Consider the following 15,924-nt stretch of genomic DNA (forward strand, 5'->3'; position numbering starts at 1 on the left):
GTACAAATTGAATATTGATAGGTTCTAGCTTAAACTCTGCTGCGCCATAACTCATCAAGGATACTAAAAATGATGGACCCGGCTTTGCAACAATTTTTATCCGAACGGCTGAAGAAGAAAACTTCATCTGCGCCAAACGAAGCGGAATTACAGCAAGAACTGAATGACTGGTTACCGACGGCGGTAACTAAAACCCATAAGCTGTTTCGCGTGACCCACCCCGTCAAATTCAGCCATCCCGACGTCAAAAATACCAGCGAAATTCGTGTAAGCGCCGAACGCAAACCCGACGGTTTTCTGCGCAGCGGCAATGTCGCGGTCGAGCCGGACATGGTGTTCGATACCGCCGCCAACATTCCGATTTTGAAATTTTTGAGTCTGAAATTGGCGGATGGCCTATCCATTTTGGCCCATCTCGAAAACGACAGCGACCTGGTCAAGCAACAGCTCGAACTGCCGTCGCTACCCTACACGGACATTCGGCAGGGTTTATTGCAGATCAATCAATTACCGGATAAGACAAGCACTTCGGACAAGATCAAACAAGTCTATTTCCCGGTGGACGGCGGCTACCATTTGCTATCGCTACTGACGCCGTCCGGCCTGATGTTCAAGCTCAAGGAACGAATCAACTCGATCCGCTTTGCCGAAACCACCAAGCAGGCTCGCGAAGCCCGGCGCAATCAACAGCATCACGACACGGGTTACCAGGAGTTCTATGGCTTGACCGAAATCGGCTTTGGCGGCGCGAACAAGCAAAATATCAGCGTTCTGAACAGTCAATACCTGGGAACCGCCTATCTGCTGCCGTCTTTGCCGCCGCCGCTCGCGCTAAACAAGCTGCAGCCACCGAAGACCGATTTTTTTCTCCAAAGCTTATACGCCAAGCATTTCCTGGAAAAGTTTCAGGCCTTGCATGCCTTGTTCCAAGACAACGTGCCTGCCAACATCCACGTGCGCGAAGGCCGCGACTATTGGTTGCTGCAAATCGCCGAGCAGGTGATGGAAACCGTTTGGGCGTTGCGCGAACTGCCTGGCGGTTGGTCGGAACACGGACAACTGCCTCCGACGCAGAAAATCTGGCTGGATCAAGACCATGCCGAACAACGCGAGCAAGCCGACGATTGGCTGGACGCCGTAATCGTCGCCTTGGCCGATTGGTTGGCGATTACCTATAAACACGCCATCGGCGAGCGCCAGGCCAAAGCCTTGGGAGATGCCGAGCTCAAACATTTTCGGCAATTATTGGACGACCATCGGGAGGTCTTGCGATGAACCGCATTTTGTTGATTCCGCGCTTGCGCATCCACAACGCCAATGCCTTGTCCAGCCCGTATACCATCGGTTTTCCGGCGTTGACGGCCTGGTTGGGCGGCGTGCATGCCTTGCAACGCAAACTTAATGCCGACGGCTTGCCGCAGCTCAGTTTTTCGCGCACGGCGGTTGCCTGCCACCGCATCGATTTACAGACCTACAAACATGCCGGCGATTATCTGTATTCCATCGTCGGCACCGGCAATCCGCTCGATAAAAGCGGCGACCGTCCGTCGTTCATAGAAGAAGCCCGCTGCCACCTCGACGTCAGTCTGGCGATAGAAACTCAGGGCATAGGCAAAGCCGATGAAGACGAATTCCTGGCCGCCGTCAACCGCCATCTACCCAAACTAAAATGGGCCGGCGGCGACAGCCTCGGCTATAAAGTGCCGCAGTGGCTGGCACTAGCCGGTGACAGTGAATTGGCCAATCTGACCCGAAAACTGATGCCGAGCTACGTGTTGAAACAGCGCCGCGACCTGATGGCGCAAGCCATGGCCGAAGGCCAGGATGCCATCGACGCGTTGCTGGATTATCTTGCGGTTCACTACCAAAGCCGCACCGACGATGACGGCCATGTGTCCTGGACGGCCGAGCGTAAAGCCAAGGGCTGGATCGTGCCGATTGCAGCCGGTTTTCATGGCGTCAGCGCATTGGGCCACGCCGAACACCAGCGCGATCAAATTACGCCGCATCGGTTTGCCGAAAGCCTGGTCACTTTGGGCGAATTCGTCATGCCGCATCGGCTGAAACGCCTGGACGACCTGCTTTGGCGCAGCCGCTACGATGCAGACAACTATCTGTATCTCATCGAACAACACTCCCACAACGCTTAACAGCAAGGAAAATCACCATGGCAAAAACAGACAAATTAGCCACCGCTTCGGTACTGGCCTTCGAGAAAAAACTGGTGCCCTCGGATGGACGGCTTTACGGCACCCAGTGGGATAAGCGCGATGAATCGGCGACAGTGCTCAAGCTGCAAGAAAAATCGGTGCGCGGCACCATTTCCAACCGAATTACGAAAGAAGCTGACAAAGATCCTATCAAGTTGAATGCAAAAATCGAAAAGCCCAACCTGCAAACCGTGGACAGTTGTGCTTTAGGTAGCGAACAAGACACGTTGAAACTCAGCTTTACCCTGAAAGTGCTGAGCGGCGTCCAACAGCCTTCCGCCTGCAACAGCGCGGAATTCGCCGCCAGCTACAAGCAGGCCGCCGATGCTTACATCCAAGCCGAAGGTTTTAAAGAACTGGCTAAGCGCTACGCCGCCAACCTCGCCAACGGCCGCTTCCTATGGCGTAACCGGGTTGGCGCGGAAAATATCGAAGTACGGGTGTGGGTCTGTAACGAAGGCGAACAGCGCGATTGGACCTTCAATGCCAAAACTTTCAGCGTCCGCGACTTCGACAACTTGCCGGCTGGCGTGTTGGAACTTGCCGATCTGATCGCCGATGCGTTGAGCGGCCGTCGCGAATTTTTGATGCTGTCGGTTACGGCCTATGCCCAAGTCGGTTTGGCGCAAGATGTTTACCCCAGCGAAGAACTGGTGCTGGACAAAAGCAACAGCAAATCCAAAAAAAGCAAAATCCTCTATCACATCGACGGCGTGGCCGGCATGCACTCGCAAAAAATCGGCAACGCGCTACGCAGCATCGACACCTGGTATCCGGTGGATGAAGACAGCCCCTACATCGGCCCGATTGCCGTCGAACCCTACGGCGCGGTCACCAACTTGGGCAAGGCTTTTAGAACCCCCAAAGCCAAGGTCGATTTTTACACCTTGTTCGATAGTTTCGCCCGAGGCGGTTCGCTAAGCCAGACCGAACAGCATTACGTGATGGCGGTATTGGTGCGCGGCGGCGTGTTCGGCGAAAGCGGCAAGGATTGAGCCATGCGCTTTTATTTGGAAATCACCTTGCTGCCCGATCCCGAAGTCGGGCTGAATTTTTTGTGGTCCAAAGTATTCCAGCAGTTGCACTTGGGTTTTGTCGAAATGTTGGATGCGGATAAACGCGGCGCCATTGGTGTCGGATTTCCCAAATACCGCGCGGATGGCAAGCGACTTGGCCTGGGCGACAAATGCCGCCTGTTTGCCGAGGATGAAGCTACTCTGGAACGCTTCTCCGCGCAGCAGCGCTTGGCGCGTCTTAGCGACTATGTGCATTGCACCGGCATCCGGGCGGTGCCGGACAAGCTGCTCGGGTATGCGGTTTACCGGCGGGTGCAGCCCAAGACCAATCCCGAGCGGCTGGCACGGCGCTACGCCAAGCGCCACGGCCTGGATTTGGCGACCGCGCTGAACATGACGGTGGAACTGCGAGAGGCGGGCGAGAACCCCGCGTACCCGCTGTCATTTCGCTATTGCGACATGCTCAAGCCCTCCGTGCCGTGGCCGTTCATTCGCTTGCAAAGCTTGAGCGGCGGTCAGACGTTTTGTTTGTGGATCGCCAAAACCGAGGTCGTCGCGCCGGTGGCCGGCGGTTTCAGCGCCTACGGCCTGAGCAGTGTTGCGACCGTACCGGAATTTTGACCAAATTTTTTGCGCCCTTTAACAATGTTAACTAAATCAGCCGGTTACGGCTAAGGGTTTTGCGGATGGTGAAAATAGGTCAAATCGCTCGCAACCCTTGTCGCAACCGGCTTCCCGTTTATTTATAATCAGTCCGCCGCCGCACAGGCGGCTTAGAAAACGCCATCTGCCGGGGTGCGGCGTAATTCGTTGTCCGCCGCCGCACAGGCGGCTTAGAAAATGGATCTGACTCAGCGCGTTGAAAAACTAGAGTCCGCCGCCGCACAGGCGGCTTAGAAAACGCATATGTCACGCCGCTATCGCTAGCAACGGTCCGCCGCCGCACAGGCGGCTTAGAAAAACTTGACTCGTATTGCCTGCGATATCGTGCGGTCCGCCGCCGCACAGGCGGCTTAGAAATGTCCAGCTATCTGGCCTGCGACGTGTACGATGTCCGCCGCCGCACAGGCGGCTTAGAAAAGGTGAACAGGGATATAATAATGGCGCGAGGCGTCCGCCGCCGCACAGGCGGCTTAGAAATTCCGACCTGGCTTTAAGCCTTATCGAATATAGTCCGCCGCCGCACAGGCGGCTTAGAAAAGCGTATGCATATGGCCGCAGTGCGGGCATGGGTCCGCCGCCGCACAGGCGGCTTAGAAAGATCACGTCGGTGGCAGCCTGAAAAGCGGCGCGTCCGCCGCCGCACAGGCGGCTTAGAAATTTACCTTGGGCATCGCGGAGCTGAGTTTTCTTGTCCGCCGCCGCACAGGCGGCTTAGAAAAGCTCAGTTAATAACGGTCTATCCAACATTGAGTCCGCCGCCGCACAGGCGGCTTAGAAATAAACGTTGAGGCCCAGCAATAAGGACAAACCGTCCGCCGCCGCACAGGCGGCTTAGAAAAACGAAAACGCATAATCTGTGGTCATCAGGAAGTCCGCCGCCGCACAGGCGGCTTAGAAAAATATGATTCCAAGTAATAACACCTCACTTAAGTCCGCCGCCGCACAGGCGGCTTAGAAAGTTGACTTTGTTGGGCCGTTGCAATTTGTTGGGTCCGCCGCCGCACAGGCGGCTTAGAAAGTTTATTTCGGTATGGGATGGACCTGGCACATGTCCGCCGCCGCACAGGCGGCTTAGAAATGAACAAACTATCGGCCGCCACCGGCCCGAAAGTCCGCCGCCGCACAGGCGGCTTAGAAAAATCGATGTCGCGGCCTTGGCCGAAACAGCAGGTCCGCCGCCGCACAGGCGGCTTAGAAATTTAACTGGCGCGACTCTGCGTTTTCCATATCGTCCGCCGCCGCACAGGCGGCTTAGAAAGCCTGCGCCCTGGTCGCCCGCGCCCTGCATCAGTCCGCCGCCGCACAGGCGGCTTAGAAATTATTCCAACGCTTCTTATAGTTCTCTAGCCTGTCCGCCGCCGCACAGGCGGCTTAGAAAACTGATTGCTATAGCGTTCACATGATTAGAGTGTCCGCCGCCGCACAGGCGGCTTAGAAAAGGTAAACAGAGCTATTGTCCGACCCGGAACCGTCCGCCGCCGCACAGGCGGCTTAGAAAAATCCACCCCGATCCCGGACGCCAAAATGATGGTCCGCCGCCGCACAGGCGGCTTAGAAAACAGACTGCTACCAATGACTTGATTTGGATTAGTCCGCCGCCGCACAGGCGGCTTAGAAATTGCCGTATTGGCATTTATGGGAATTGCATACGTCCGCCGCCGCACAGGCGGCTTAGAAATTTGACGGTAACGCTTATGGAATCGCGTTGCCGTCCGCCGCCGCACAGGCGGCTTAGAAATGCAAAGGCACAGGCCGCCAACCGACATCAGAGTCCGCCGCCGCACAGGCGGCTTAGAAACATCCGTGGTGTAGGCGTGCGGGGTGAACTGGGTCCGCCGCCGCACAGGCGGCTTAGAAAAACCGCTACACTGGCAGAGCTGCATAAATTGGGTCCGCCGCCGCACAGGCGGCTTAGAAAAGCGAGTTGCAGAAGCGTTTATCGACGCTTGTCTGTGACACACACCAAGCTATGTGCCAGCCGAGCGTTTTTGTTGGTCGGCCTATCCGCACCAAAGCTATGCCTGGCGCTGTTTGCGCGTTACGGGAAATAGTCCGCGGCTGGGAAGCTTGAGGCTGCTTGATCCTTGCCGGATAAGGCCGGTGCATAATCGATCGGCCATTCGATGCCGATGACGGGATCGTTCCAGGCTATGGCCCGTTCATTTTCCGGGCTGTAATAATCGGTGGTCTTGTACAAAAACTCCGCGCTGTCGGATAGAGTGACGAATCCGTGGGCGAAACCGGGTGGAATCCACAGTTGGTTTTTGTTGTCCGCCGATAGCAGTGCACCCACCCATTGGCCGAATGTGGGCGAACTTTTGCGTATGTCGACCGCCACGTCGAATACTTGGCCGGCTACCACCCTGACCAGTTTGCCTTGGGCCTTGGGCGGCAGTTGATAATGCAGGCCGCGCAATACGCCGCGTTGCGATTTGGAATGGTTGTCTTGCACGAATTCGCATGCGACGCCGGTCAGCTCGGCGAAGCGTTGGCGGTTAAAGCTTTCGAAAAAAAAGCCGCGGTCGTCTCCGAACACCGCTGGGGTCAGCAATACGACTTCAGGGATATTCAATGGCTGGGCTTGCATTAAAACACCTGTTGTTTGAGTAGATTCAACAAATATTGGCCGTAGCCGTTTTTCGCCAGGGGCAGGGCTAGTTGTTCGATTTTGGCGTCGTCTATCCAGCCGTTGCGCCAGGCGATTTCTTCCGGACAGGCGATCTTCAAGCCTTGCCTGGTCTCTATGGTTTCGATGAAGTTGCCGGCTTCGATCAGGCTGCCGTGGGTGCCGGTATCCAGCCAGGCGTAGCCGCGGCCCATGATCTCAACAGCAAGCTGCTGCCGTTGCAGATAGGTTTTGTTGACGTCGGTGATTTCCAGTTCGCCGCGGGCCGAGGGCTTTAATTCGGCGGCGATGTCGACGACTTGCCGGTCGTAAAAATACAGGCCGGTGACCGCGTAATTGCTTTTGGGTTGGGCCGGCTTCTCTTCCAGGGATACGGCTTTGCCTTCGGCATCGAAACTGACCACGCCGTAGCGTTCGGGGTCTTGTACGTGATAGGCGAATACCGTGGCGCCCTCGCTGCGCAGATTGGCATTTTGCAGTAGCCGGTGCAGATCCTGTCCGTAAAAAATATTGTCGCCCAATACCAAGGCGCTGGGAGAGTTGCCGATAAAATCGCGGCCTATGACGAACGCTTGGGCCAATCCGTCCGGACTGGGCTGTACCGCGTATTGCAAGGCGATTCCCCAGTCGCTGCCGTCTCCGAGCAACTGTTGGAACAGCGGGGTGTCTTGCGGCGTCGAGATAATCAAAATCTCCCGGATTCCGGCCAACATCAAGGTGCTGAGCGGGTAGTAAATCATCGGTTTATCGTAAATCGGCAATAATTGTTTGGAAACCGCTTTGGTGACCGGATAAAGCCGGGTGCCGGAGCCGCCGGCCAAGATGATGCCTTTGCGTGTGTTCATGGTTAACGCCCGTAGAGTTCCGTCAGCATGCGATCGACGCCGGATTGCCAATCCGGTAATGCCAAGCCGAACGCGGTACGGAGTTTGTTGGTATCCAGCCGGGAATTGAGCGGTCTTCGGGCTGGGGTAGGGTATTGCTCGGTCGAAATCGGACGCAACCCGGTTTCCGTAAGCTTTAGCGGTATGCCGCACTGCCGGGCGTAGGCAAAGACGTGCGCTGCATAGTCAAACCAGCTGGTCGCGCCGCCGGCGGTCAGGTGATAGACGCCACTGACGTCGTCGTGGCAGACGGCATGTCGCAGCGCATGCGCGCTGACATCGGCCAGCAGCTCCGCGCCGGTGGGCGCACCGAATTGATCGGCGATGACGCTCAGTTCCTCGCGTTCCGCCGCCAGACGCAACATGGTTTTGGCGAAGTTTTGTCCGCGTGCCGCATAAACCCAGCTGGTACGAAAAATCAGATGTCGGCAGCCGGAGGCCCGGATGGCTTGCTCGCCGGCTAATTTGCTGCGGCCGTAAACGTTTAACGGTGCGACGGGATCTTGTTCGCGCCAAGGTACGCTGCCGCTGCCGTCGAACACGTAATCGGTGGAGTAGTGCAGCAACCAAGCGCCGCAAAGTTTGGCGGCGCGGGCCAGTTCCGCCGGTGCGTCGGCATTCACGGTCCGGGCCGAATCGGCTTCGGATTCCGCTTTGTCGACCGCGGTATAAGCCGCGGCGTTGACGACGACGTCGGGTTTTATCTCGAGTACCGATTGGGCAACGGCGGCCGGCCGGCTCAAGTCGCCGCAGTAGGGATTGGAAGCGCGGTCCAGCGCGATCAATTCGCCCAGTGGCGCCAAGCTGCGTTGTAACTCCCAGCCGACTTGGCCGTTTTTTCCCAGCAATAGGATTTTCATCGGCTTATCCGCGGCCGGCATAATTTTTTTCCAGCCAGGATTGGTAATCGCCGGACAGTACGTTTTGCACCCAGTCTTGATGTTCGAGGTACCAGCCGACCGTTTTTCGAATGCCGGTTTCGAAGGTTTCAGCCGGCTGCCAGCCCAATTCCCGCTGCAATTTGCCGGCATCGATGGCGTAACGGCGGTCGTGGCCGGGCCTATCGGTGACGAAGGTGATTTGCTTGGCGTAGGATAGTCCGTCCGGACGCGGTTGCAGTTCGTCCAGGATGCGGCACAGGGTATGCACCACATCCAGGTTGGCTTTTTCGTTCCAGCCGCCGATGTTGTAGATCTCGCCGACTTTGCCTTTTGCCAGTACGGTGCGGATGGCGCTGCAATGGTCTTTCACGTACAACCAGTCGCGGATTTGCCGGCCGTCGCCGTATATCGGCAAGGGCTTGCCCGCTAGCGCGTTTTGGATGCATAGCGGAATCAATTTTTCCGGAAAATGGTAAGGGCCGTAGTTATTGGAGCAATTGGTGGTCAGCACCGGTAGACCGTAGGTATGGTGGTAGGCCCGTACCAGGTGGTCGCTGGCGGCTTTGCTGGCGGAATAAGGGCTGTTGGGTTGGTATTGATTGCGCTCCGTGAACGGCGGATCGGTCTTTTCCAGCGAACCGTATACCTCGTCGGTGGAAACGTGCAAAAAACGGAAGGCCAGTTTGGCGTCTTGCGGCAGTTCGTGCCAATAGCCGCGCACCGCTTCCAGCAATCGAAAACTGCCGACGATATTGGTTTGAATAAAGTCTTCCGGGCCGTGGATGGAACGGTCTACGTGCGATTCGGCGGCGAAATTGACGACTGCACGAATGGCGTGATCGTGCAATAAGGCCGACAACCGCGCAAAATCGCCGATGTCGGCTTGCACGAATAAATGCCGCGGATCGCCTTGCAGCGAGGCCAGGTTTTCCGGATTGCCGGCATAAGTCAGTTTGTCGACGTTGACTAGCGCTTCGTCGTTGGCGGCCAGCCAATCCAAGACGAAGTTGCTACCGATGAAGCCGGCTCCGCCGGTGACTAAGATGGTCATAAGTGCTGTGTTTGGGTCGGGCCGTTTAGGTCACGGCAAAAATAAACAAAATCGCGCCCCGCCGAAGCGGCTTGCGTTATCGATACTGGCATAGCCGCGCAGGCTACGGTTCTGGTGAAACGCGGCAATCTCGGCGGCGAAATACATTCCCAAACCGGTATTGCCGTGCAACCAATCGTTGCCGCCCGGGTTACGCAAATCGGCTTTCAGCCAGTGTTCCGGGTAGCCGTTACCGTCGTCTTCGATACAAAACCGGCAAAATCCGGCGTGTTCGCCGGCCGATAACAGGATGTGCCGCCGGGAATAGCGTTGCGCGTTGTTCAATACGGCTCCCAGCGCGCTGCCGACATGCTGAAAATCGCAATAGCATAGCAAATTCCGGTCGCAGTCGATTTCGATACGCTGTCCGTTAAGTTGCTCCAGTGTACCTTGTTGGGCCGCGGCTTCTTTTAAAATGTCGATGGCGGGGTATTCATCGATCTGCAGTCCGAAGGCCTGACAGTCGATTTTGTACATGACCAACAGCTGCATCAAGCTATGGTTGATACGGCTGGTTTCGAACTGCAATTGTTTGAAGTCGCCGGTTTGCGCCAGCGCCGAACGTTCGGCCAAGTGCTGCAGCAAACGGGTTACGTTGCTCAGCGAGTTTTTAATGTCGTGTACCGTGGAGCCTAGGATGAGCGGAAACAGTTCCGCCGGTCGGGTCGGGTTGCTCATGGCTTACGCGTTTGCGACTGTTGTCTCAGCAAACCGGCGAATTCGTTGCGCATTACTTTCAATTTGCCCTCATCGATGCGAATTTGTTTGGCTTTACGCAGCAAGCTCTTGGCGCGGACCAGCTTGTCGTGATCGGGGCCGTTGGCTTTCAAATCGTGTATCACGATTTTCAGCATGTTCAGGACGATGGTTTTATTGTCCGGCATGCTGGTCATCGCCTGTTCGAATAAGGCCAAAGCATCGTCGAATTTGCCTTGCCGGTACAAGGACACGCCTTTGTTGTTGGCTCTGACCAGCGCCCGTTTGGTTTTTTGAATTAAATCTTCCGAATTGCCGCCGACACCGACCTGGTTTTGCAGGGTACGAATGTCGTCGATAAACGCGTCGTCGTCGATATGGGTTTTGATCAGCTCGCCGACCAAGCAATCCGCTTGTTGCGCTTCGCCGAATTGGTAGCAGCTGCGCACCACTTCCAGTTGCAGTTCTTGAGGTAGCTTGTTGCCCAATTGCCGGCTCAGCTGCAATACCTGTTGTAAACTGGCGGCTGCGGCTTCGTCGTTGCCGCTGCTTTTGTTGAGTTCAACTTCCAGCACCGCCGCCCGTAGTTCGGCTTCGCTATCGTTGGGGAATTCGTGCCGCATCTGCGACAGTATGTGCTGAGCTTGATCGGTAGCCTGGGTTTTGCAGTACAACTTGGCTAAGTTGCTGAAATCGGCGCTGGATTTATGTACCGAGTATTTGCTTAAGCTCAATGCCGCTTTGTAGGCCGATTCCGCTATGGAAAAATCGCCGTTTTTGTCGGCGGTACCGGCCAGTTTTTTTTGCCTGAGAATGGATTGGGGCGACAATTCGACGGCTTTGCTCAACACCGATTGCACGGCGCTTAAATCGCGTTCCGCTTCCAGTGCCTTGGATAGCCAGTCGTAACCTTCCATAAACAGCGGATTGTCTTGCAGCAGGTGTTGAAAGATTTCGGCGGCATCGGCCACGTGGCCGCGCTGGTAGGCGACGATGCCCATGCCCAGGCGGGCCCAAGGCAGGTCGCGTTGTAATAGCTGATGCTGATAGATTTCGGCGGCTTTGTCGTAGTCCTCTACTTGTAGCGCCAGTTCCGCGCGGAGTTTATAGAGATGACTGCGCATGCGCGGGTTGTCTTCCGTGAGTAGCTGATCGCAATTCAGTATGGCTTGCGACAGGTCGCCGCGTTCGATTTCCTTTTCCACGTTGCGCAACGCGGCTTTACGCAGCAAATTGCGCTCCAGTCGAACGAAAAGTTGCTGTGCGTTGAAAGGTTTGGCGATGTATTCGTCCGGTTTGGCGTCCATCGCCCCCAGGACCATCGCGGCGCTTTGCTCCGCCGCGATAATGAAAAACAAGCAGTGATAAGCTATCAGTTTGCGGTGGCGGGCTTCTTCCAGCACTTGCTGACCATTGCGGCCCGGCCCCAAATTATAGTCGCACAATATGACGTCGAACTGAGTTTTGCTCATGGCGGCCAGCGCGTTGGCGCCATTGTCGGCTTCCGATACTTGTTCGGCGTCCAACGTATACAGCATGTCTCGTATCGCTTTGCGCATCGTCGAATAATCTTCGACGATCAAGACCGACTTGTCTGCCAGTATCGAGCTCATTCTTTTGGGGATGTATTGGTACCGATAGGGCAATTTTAGTCGGCCTGCGCGGAACTGTCTTTCAGCCGCTGCCTATCATCTCTAATGCCAGATTAGCCATGTTTTTCGAGCCGCCACCGGAACCCAGGCGTTGTTTTACTTGTTGTAGGCCTTCGACGCAACGGCTACGGTAAGCCGGGTCGCTCAAGAAACGCTCGATTTCGGTCGCCATATTGCTTGCGCTGGCTTCGGTTTGAATCAATTCCTTGACGATGGCTCGGCCGGCGATGATATTGGGCAAGCCGATGAACGGGATTCTTATCAACAGCCTGCCCAAATAATAGGTGAGAGGCGACAGCCGATACGCGATCAACATCGGCACGCCCAATAAAGCAATCTCCAGCGAGGCGGTGCCCGAGGTGGTCATGATGGCGTCGCAGCATTGGATGGCATCGTAGGTTTGCTGTTTCACCACGCGAATCGGCAGCGCACAGTTTTGCAAATAGGCCTGCAGATCGGCGTCCGATACGGTATCGGCTTGCGGCAACACAAATTGCAGCTGTGGCCGGCGCTCAGCCAATTGCCCGGCGGCTTGCAGCATGACGGGGAGCATGCGTTTCAGTTCGTTGCTGCGGCTGCCGGGTAAAATGCCGATTACCGGCCTTGTCGGATCTAAGTCGAACAGCGCGAAATCCTGCTGCTTGTCGCGTTGCGGATGGACTTTGTCCACCGACGGGTGGCCGACATAGCGCACCGGCACGTTTTCCGCTTCATAATAGGCGGTTTCGAACGGAAAGATCACCGCCATCATGTCTATGGCCCGGCCGTAAGTTTTTACCCGTCCGGGGCGGGAAGCCCAGACTTGCGGGCTGACGTAAAACAAGACTTTTATCCCTAGCGACTTGGCGTATTGGGCCAGTTTGAGGTTGAATTCCTTGTAATCCACGCAAACCAGAAGGTCCGGTCTTTCGTCGGCGAGAAGCGCTTTCATGGCTTGCAAGGCTTTGCGAATTTCGCCGTAGTGATTGAGAATTTCCACCAAACCGATCACGCCTATCCCGGATGAATCGACGCGAATGTCTATGCCGGCCTGACGCATTTTGTTGGCGCCCATGCCTATGCCGCGGATATCCGGACGCTGCGTCTGTATTTCCTGAAACATGTGCGCGGCGTGCTGATCGCCGGAGGACTCTCCGGCGCTGAACATAACGACGGGCGCACGATTGGCTTCAGGCATGATTCAAATCCTCGGAATGTAGCCTCAGTCGGCTGCGGAATCGTTATCGACGATGTTGACCTGGATGCGGTCTTCGCTGCCTATGTTGTATCTTCGACTTGGTTTCAGCTGTAAATCGATGGTTTCGTCGCCTTCGGTTTTAGTATCGCTTTTGGGGATGATTGCAAAGCTGGCGCTGGTGTCGCCGGCAGGAATCACGATTTTGTTGGATAATTTTTTATAGTCCTTACGGTTTTTCGCGGTACCGCTAATTCGATAATGGAGTTTGGTCTTTTTGCCGACCGGTTGTTCCAGGCTGACGGTAACCGTGGCCGGCGAGCCAGGGTCTTCCGATATCGAGGTTTGATCGACGCTGATGTTGGCGGTCGGTTTGGCGTCGCGGGCGTTGACAATGACGTATTCGCCGCCGTCTATGCTGTAGCTTGCTTCGCTACGCGGAAAACAGCTGACGTTTTGCGTGGCATAGGCCTTGTAGATGTTCAGCAGAATGACGTATTTTCCGGTTATCGCTTGCACTTCGGCCTGAGTAGGTCCGGCTTGGTCCGAATAAAGTATTTCGTTTTCGGCGCTGGCGATGAAACCGTCCTTGCAATACAGTACGCCGAGGGTTTGTTTGTAAGATAAGCCGTCTCCCAGGTCCTGGTAACGGTAAACCACGGAAATTTCTTTGTGCTTGTATTTCGCAAATGCCTCTAGCGGTAAACCGAGCGCAACGCTCAACATCGCTAGCCCAATAAAAAATCGCTGAGTTCTCATCGCGTTTATACCTGGAAGTTTCATTCGGTTAAGTTTACCCGTCGCGCCCGGCAGCGACGAGGCTTAGGCCAACGCCTGGCGTATGGTCGAGGCGATGTGTCGGACCGTCGAATCGTCGATATTGGCGCAAATCGGCAACGACAGGCAGCGAGCGGCAACGGCTTCGGTTTCCGGTAGCGAGAGGCCGGCGCATTCCTGCAAAAATACGTTTTGCTTGTGCAAGGGTACCGGGTAGTAGATCGCGCAGGCGATTTGCCGGTCGTTCAGCGCTTGCATGATGGCGTCGCGCCTGTCGCTCAACAAAGTGTATTGATGATAAACGTGTACGCCAACCCCGCTTTCGTAGGGGGTGGCTAGCGGCAATTCCGCCAACAATTCGGAATATAAATGAGCGGCGTGGCGGCGGGCGGCGTTGTAGCGGTCTATGCGTTTCAGTTTGGTTCGCAGCACCACGGCTTGCAATTCGTCCAAGCGGCTGTTGTAGCCAATCGCATCGTGGTAATAACGCACGTCGGAACCGTGATTGCGAAAGCGCTTGATTTTGGCTGCCGCGTCGTCCGAATCGGTTACCACCAGGCCGCCGTCGCCGAAGCAGCCCAGGTTTTTGCTGGGGAAGAAGCTGAAGCCGGCTGCATCGCCGAAACTGCCGGTTTGTTTGTTATCAACCGTGGCGCCGAACGATTGCGCGCAATCTTCGATCAGTTTCAGGCCGTGCTTGTCGCAAATAGCCCGTATGGCCTGCAAGTCCGCCGGTTGGCCGAACAAATGTACCGGCATGACGGCCTTGGTTTTCGGCCCTATGGCTTTGACGATGTTTTCCGGCGTGATGTTGAAGCTGGCGGGATCTATATCGACGAAGACCGGGGTAGCGCCCACGTATTTTATGGCTTCGGCGGTAGCGATAAAGGTGAATGCGCTGGTGATGACTTCGTCGCCCGGGCCTATGTCTAACGCCAACAAGGCTAAATGCAGCGCGTCGGTGCCGGACGCGCAACCTATCGCGTGTTTGACGCCTAAATAATCGGCGGCTTCGCGTTCAAAGGCTTGCACGTTGGGGCCTAAAATAAAGGCGCAATTATCTAAAGTTTCGGTAAATCCTTTAACGATTTCGTCTTGGATTTCGGCGTATTGCGCCTTCAGGTTAACCATGGGAATCATAACTACTGTCTCTAGCCGTGTTTCAAGAATCGGGTAATCGCAATGGCGGTCGCCAGCGCTTTGCGGCCGGCTTCGCCGGGTACCAGCGGATTGGCGCCGGTTTTGATGCAATGGATAAAATGTTTTATTTCTTCCAACAAGGCGTCGCCGCTTTCATATACCGATTCTTCGGTTACGATTTCCGGTATGCCGGGAAACATTTCTTTTTCTCCGGTCTTGTGCTTGACCAGAACCCGGTTCTGAAAATCGACCGAGATGTACGAAGACGGGCGGAACATCCGCATTTTGCGTTCCATCTTCATGCTGATGCGGCTGGCTGTGACATTGGCGACGCAGCCGTTTTTGAAGGTGATGCGGGCATTGGCGATGTCCGTGCCCTGAGTGAGTACCGCGGTGCCGCTGGCGTCGATTTTTTCCACTTCGGAATCCACCAAAGCCAGAATGATGTCGATGTCGTGGATCATCAAGTCCAATACTACGCTGACGTCATTGGCGCGCGGGTTGAAAGGGGATAGCCGGTGCGATTCTATGAATAACGGTTTTTCCTCCAACCCCTCCAATCCGCGTACCGCCGGATTGAAGCGTTCCAAATGACCGACTTGCAAGATGACGTTGCGTTCTTTAGCTAAGGCGATTAGTTCGTCCGCTTCTTCGACCGTCACGGTAATCGGTTTTTCCACTAGTACGTGACAGCCGGCGTTCAAAAAGTCGCGAGCTACTTTGTGGTGGGAACTGGTAGGAACTACCACGCTGACTGCATCGATGTTCCCTAACAAGGCATGATAATCGTCCATGGCTTGAGTACCGTGTTTTTCCGCTACGGTGCGGGCGGCTTCAATATTGATGTCTACTACCGCCACCAATTCGCAATCCCTTAAAGAGGCGTATTTTTCCGCGTGAAACTTACCCAAATACCCGGCGCCAATTACAGCGCATTTAAGTTTACTCATAGACACTCTAATGTAGATCCGCTACACATCCCATTTCGACTCGTAGCGAGACAGGCATAAAGCGCGTGATTATATCATTACTGTCTGTGACAAATTAAAACGCCGCGCCGCGCCCTTGCCGCCGAAATATTGAGGCTTTTTTAGTATTCGAGTTGAAACGCTTAA

14 protein-coding genes and 1 CRISPR repeat array are annotated in these 15,924 nt (G+C 55.4%); of the genes, 4 read left to right on the forward strand and 10 right to left on the reverse strand.

All coding sequences use genetic code 11. The annotated features are described in order from the left end of the window. Nucleotides 1-69 precede the first annotated feature (69 nt). The 4 genes from csy1 to cas6f are packed head-to-tail and all read left to right on the forward strand — an operon-like array spanning nucleotide 70 to nucleotide 3,847. Nucleotides 70-1,275: a type I-F CRISPR-associated protein Csy1 gene (gene csy1 / locus AB0A83_RS07110; RefSeq protein ID WP_367155865.1), complete on the forward strand. Its 1,206-nt coding sequence runs from the start codon at nucleotides 70-72 to the stop codon at nucleotides 1,273-1,275. Then, nucleotides 1,272-2,150, forward strand: a complete 879-nt coding sequence (csy2, locus tag AB0A83_RS07115; RefSeq protein ID WP_367155866.1) for a type I-F CRISPR-associated protein Csy2 — start codon at nucleotides 1,272-1,274, stop codon at nucleotides 2,148-2,150. Before csy1 ends, csy2 begins: the two co-directional genes overlap by 4 nt. A 17-nt stretch (nucleotides 2,151-2,167) precedes the next feature. Beyond that, the gene (gene csy3 / locus AB0A83_RS07120) at nucleotides 2,168-3,205 is read left to right on the forward strand and encodes a type I-F CRISPR-associated protein Csy3 (RefSeq protein WP_367155867.1); all 1,038 of its coding nucleotides are present in this window, start codon (nucleotides 2,168-2,170) and stop codon (nucleotides 3,203-3,205) included. A 3-nt stretch (nucleotides 3,206-3,208) separates the two neighbouring features. Further along, nucleotides 3,209-3,847, forward strand: coding sequence for a type I-F CRISPR-associated endoribonuclease Cas6/Csy4 (gene cas6f / locus AB0A83_RS07125; protein WP_150047607.1), 639 nt, complete (start codon nucleotides 3,209-3,211; stop codon nucleotides 3,845-3,847). A gap of 131 nt (nucleotides 3,848-3,978) precedes the next feature. Continuing rightward, a CRISPR array of direct repeats spans nucleotides 3,979-5,807; the repeat unit is 28 nt; unit sequence GTCCGCCGCCGCACAGGCGGCTTAGAAA. 120 nt (nucleotides 5,808-5,927) lie between these two features. On the opposite strand, the gene rfbC is transcribed toward cas6f, so the two are convergent. The 10 genes from rfbC to AB0A83_RS07175 all read right to left on the reverse strand — a co-directional run bounded on the left by rfbC (nucleotide 5,928) and on the right by AB0A83_RS07175 (nucleotide 15,759). After that, nucleotides 5,928-6,476, reverse strand: coding sequence for a dTDP-4-dehydrorhamnose 3,5-epimerase (rfbC, locus tag AB0A83_RS07130; protein WP_367155868.1), 549 nt, complete (start codon nucleotides 6,474-6,476; stop codon nucleotides 5,928-5,930). Then, the gene (gene rfbA / locus AB0A83_RS07135; protein WP_150047609.1) at nucleotides 6,476-7,360 is read right to left on the reverse strand and encodes a glucose-1-phosphate thymidylyltransferase RfbA; all 885 of its coding nucleotides are present in this window, start codon (nucleotides 7,358-7,360) and stop codon (nucleotides 6,476-6,478) included. The genes rfbC and rfbA overlap by 1 nt, the downstream gene beginning before the upstream one ends. Nucleotides 7,361-7,362: 2 nt before the next feature. Beyond that, on the reverse strand, nucleotides 7,363-8,259 hold the full coding sequence (rfbD, locus tag AB0A83_RS07140; RefSeq protein ID WP_367155869.1) for a dTDP-4-dehydrorhamnose reductase: 897 nt from the start codon (nucleotides 8,257-8,259) through the stop codon (nucleotides 7,363-7,365). A gap of 4 nt (nucleotides 8,260-8,263) precedes the next feature. Further along, the gene (rfbB, locus tag AB0A83_RS07145; protein WP_367155870.1) at nucleotides 8,264-9,331 is read right to left on the reverse strand and encodes a dTDP-glucose 4,6-dehydratase; all 1,068 of its coding nucleotides are present in this window, start codon (nucleotides 9,329-9,331) and stop codon (nucleotides 8,264-8,266) included. Between the two features lie 30 nt (nucleotides 9,332-9,361). Further along, nucleotides 9,362-10,048 carry a sensor histidine kinase gene (locus AB0A83_RS07150; protein WP_367155871.1) on the reverse strand — a complete coding sequence of 229 codons (687 nt, stop codon included), beginning with the start codon at nucleotides 10,046-10,048 and terminating at the stop codon, nucleotides 9,362-9,364. Beyond that, nucleotides 10,045-11,679 carry a response regulator gene (locus AB0A83_RS07155; RefSeq protein ID WP_367155872.1) on the reverse strand — a complete coding sequence of 545 codons (1,635 nt, stop codon included), beginning with the start codon at nucleotides 11,677-11,679 and terminating at the stop codon, nucleotides 10,045-10,047. The genes AB0A83_RS07150 and AB0A83_RS07155 overlap by 4 nt, the downstream gene beginning before the upstream one ends. Before the next feature lie 61 nt (nucleotides 11,680-11,740). Continuing rightward, nucleotides 11,741-12,895, reverse strand: coding sequence for a lipid-A-disaccharide synthase (gene lpxB, locus AB0A83_RS07160; protein ID WP_150047614.1), 1,155 nt, complete (start codon nucleotides 12,893-12,895; stop codon nucleotides 11,741-11,743). Nucleotides 12,896-12,919: 24 nt separating this feature from the next. Beyond that, nucleotides 12,920-13,651 carry a Calx-beta domain-containing protein gene (locus AB0A83_RS07165; protein WP_367155874.1) on the reverse strand — a complete coding sequence of 244 codons (732 nt, stop codon included), beginning with the start codon at nucleotides 13,649-13,651 and terminating at the stop codon, nucleotides 12,920-12,922. Between the two features lie 63 nt (nucleotides 13,652-13,714). Beyond that, entirely contained in the window at nucleotides 13,715-14,809 is a 1,095-nt protein-coding gene (locus AB0A83_RS07170; protein ID WP_367155875.1) for a DegT/DnrJ/EryC1/StrS family aminotransferase, read from the reverse strand. An 11-nt stretch (nucleotides 14,810-14,820) separates the two neighbouring features. Then, entirely contained in the window at nucleotides 14,821-15,759 is a 939-nt protein-coding gene (locus AB0A83_RS07175; RefSeq protein ID WP_367155876.1) for a Gfo/Idh/MocA family protein, read from the reverse strand. Between the last annotated feature and the right edge of the window lie 165 nt (nucleotides 15,760-15,924).

It is taken from the genome of Methylomonas sp. HYX-M1 (assembly GCF_040741385.1).
Lineage (GTDB): Bacteria > Pseudomonadota > Gammaproteobacteria > Methylococcales > Methylomonadaceae > Methylomonas > Methylomonas rhizoryzae.

What these genes read in the sequence shown, in the direction of transcription:
- rfbA (WP_150047609.1), bottom strand. Translation starts at nt 7,360, where the DNA reads ATGAACACACGCAAAGGCATCATCTTGGCCGGCGGCTCCGGCACCCGG.
- csy2 (WP_367155866.1), top strand. Translation starts at nt 1,272, where the DNA reads ATGAACCGCATTTTGTTGATTCCGCGCTTGCGCATCCACAACGCCAAT.
- rfbB (WP_367155870.1), bottom strand. Translation starts at nt 9,331, where the DNA reads ATGACCATCTTAGTCACCGGCGGAGCCGGCTTCATCGGTAGCAACTTC.
- lpxB (WP_150047614.1), bottom strand. Translation starts at nt 12,895, where the DNA reads ATGCCTGAAGCCAATCGTGCGCCCGTCGTTATGTTCAGCGCCGGAGAG.
- csy3 (WP_367155867.1), top strand. Translation starts at nt 2,168, where the DNA reads ATGGCAAAAACAGACAAATTAGCCACCGCTTCGGTACTGGCCTTCGAG.
- AB0A83_RS07165 (WP_367155874.1), bottom strand. Translation starts at nt 13,651, where the DNA reads ATGAGAACTCAGCGATTTTTTATTGGGCTAGCGATGTTGAGCGTTGCG.
- AB0A83_RS07155 (WP_367155872.1), bottom strand. Translation starts at nt 11,679, where the DNA reads ATGAGCTCGATACTGGCAGACAAGTCGGTCTTGATCGTCGAAGATTAT.
- rfbD (WP_367155869.1), bottom strand. Translation starts at nt 8,259, where the DNA reads ATGAAAATCCTATTGCTGGGAAAAAACGGCCAAGTCGGCTGGGAGTTA.
- rfbC (WP_367155868.1), bottom strand. Translation starts at nt 6,476, where the DNA reads ATGCAAGCCCAGCCATTGAATATCCCTGAAGTCGTATTGCTGACCCCA.
- AB0A83_RS07175 (WP_367155876.1), bottom strand. Translation starts at nt 15,759, where the DNA reads ATGAGTAAACTTAAATGCGCTGTAATTGGCGCCGGGTATTTGGGTAAG.
- AB0A83_RS07150 (WP_367155871.1), bottom strand. Translation starts at nt 10,048, where the DNA reads ATGAGCAACCCGACCCGACCGGCGGAACTGTTTCCGCTCATCCTAGGC.
- csy1 (WP_367155865.1), top strand. Translation starts at nt 70, where the DNA reads ATGATGGACCCGGCTTTGCAACAATTTTTATCCGAACGGCTGAAGAAG.
- cas6f (WP_150047607.1), top strand. Translation starts at nt 3,209, where the DNA reads ATGCGCTTTTATTTGGAAATCACCTTGCTGCCCGATCCCGAAGTCGGG.
- AB0A83_RS07170 (WP_367155875.1), bottom strand. Translation starts at nt 14,809, where the DNA reads ATGATTCCCATGGTTAACCTGAAGGCGCAATACGCCGAAATCCAAGAC.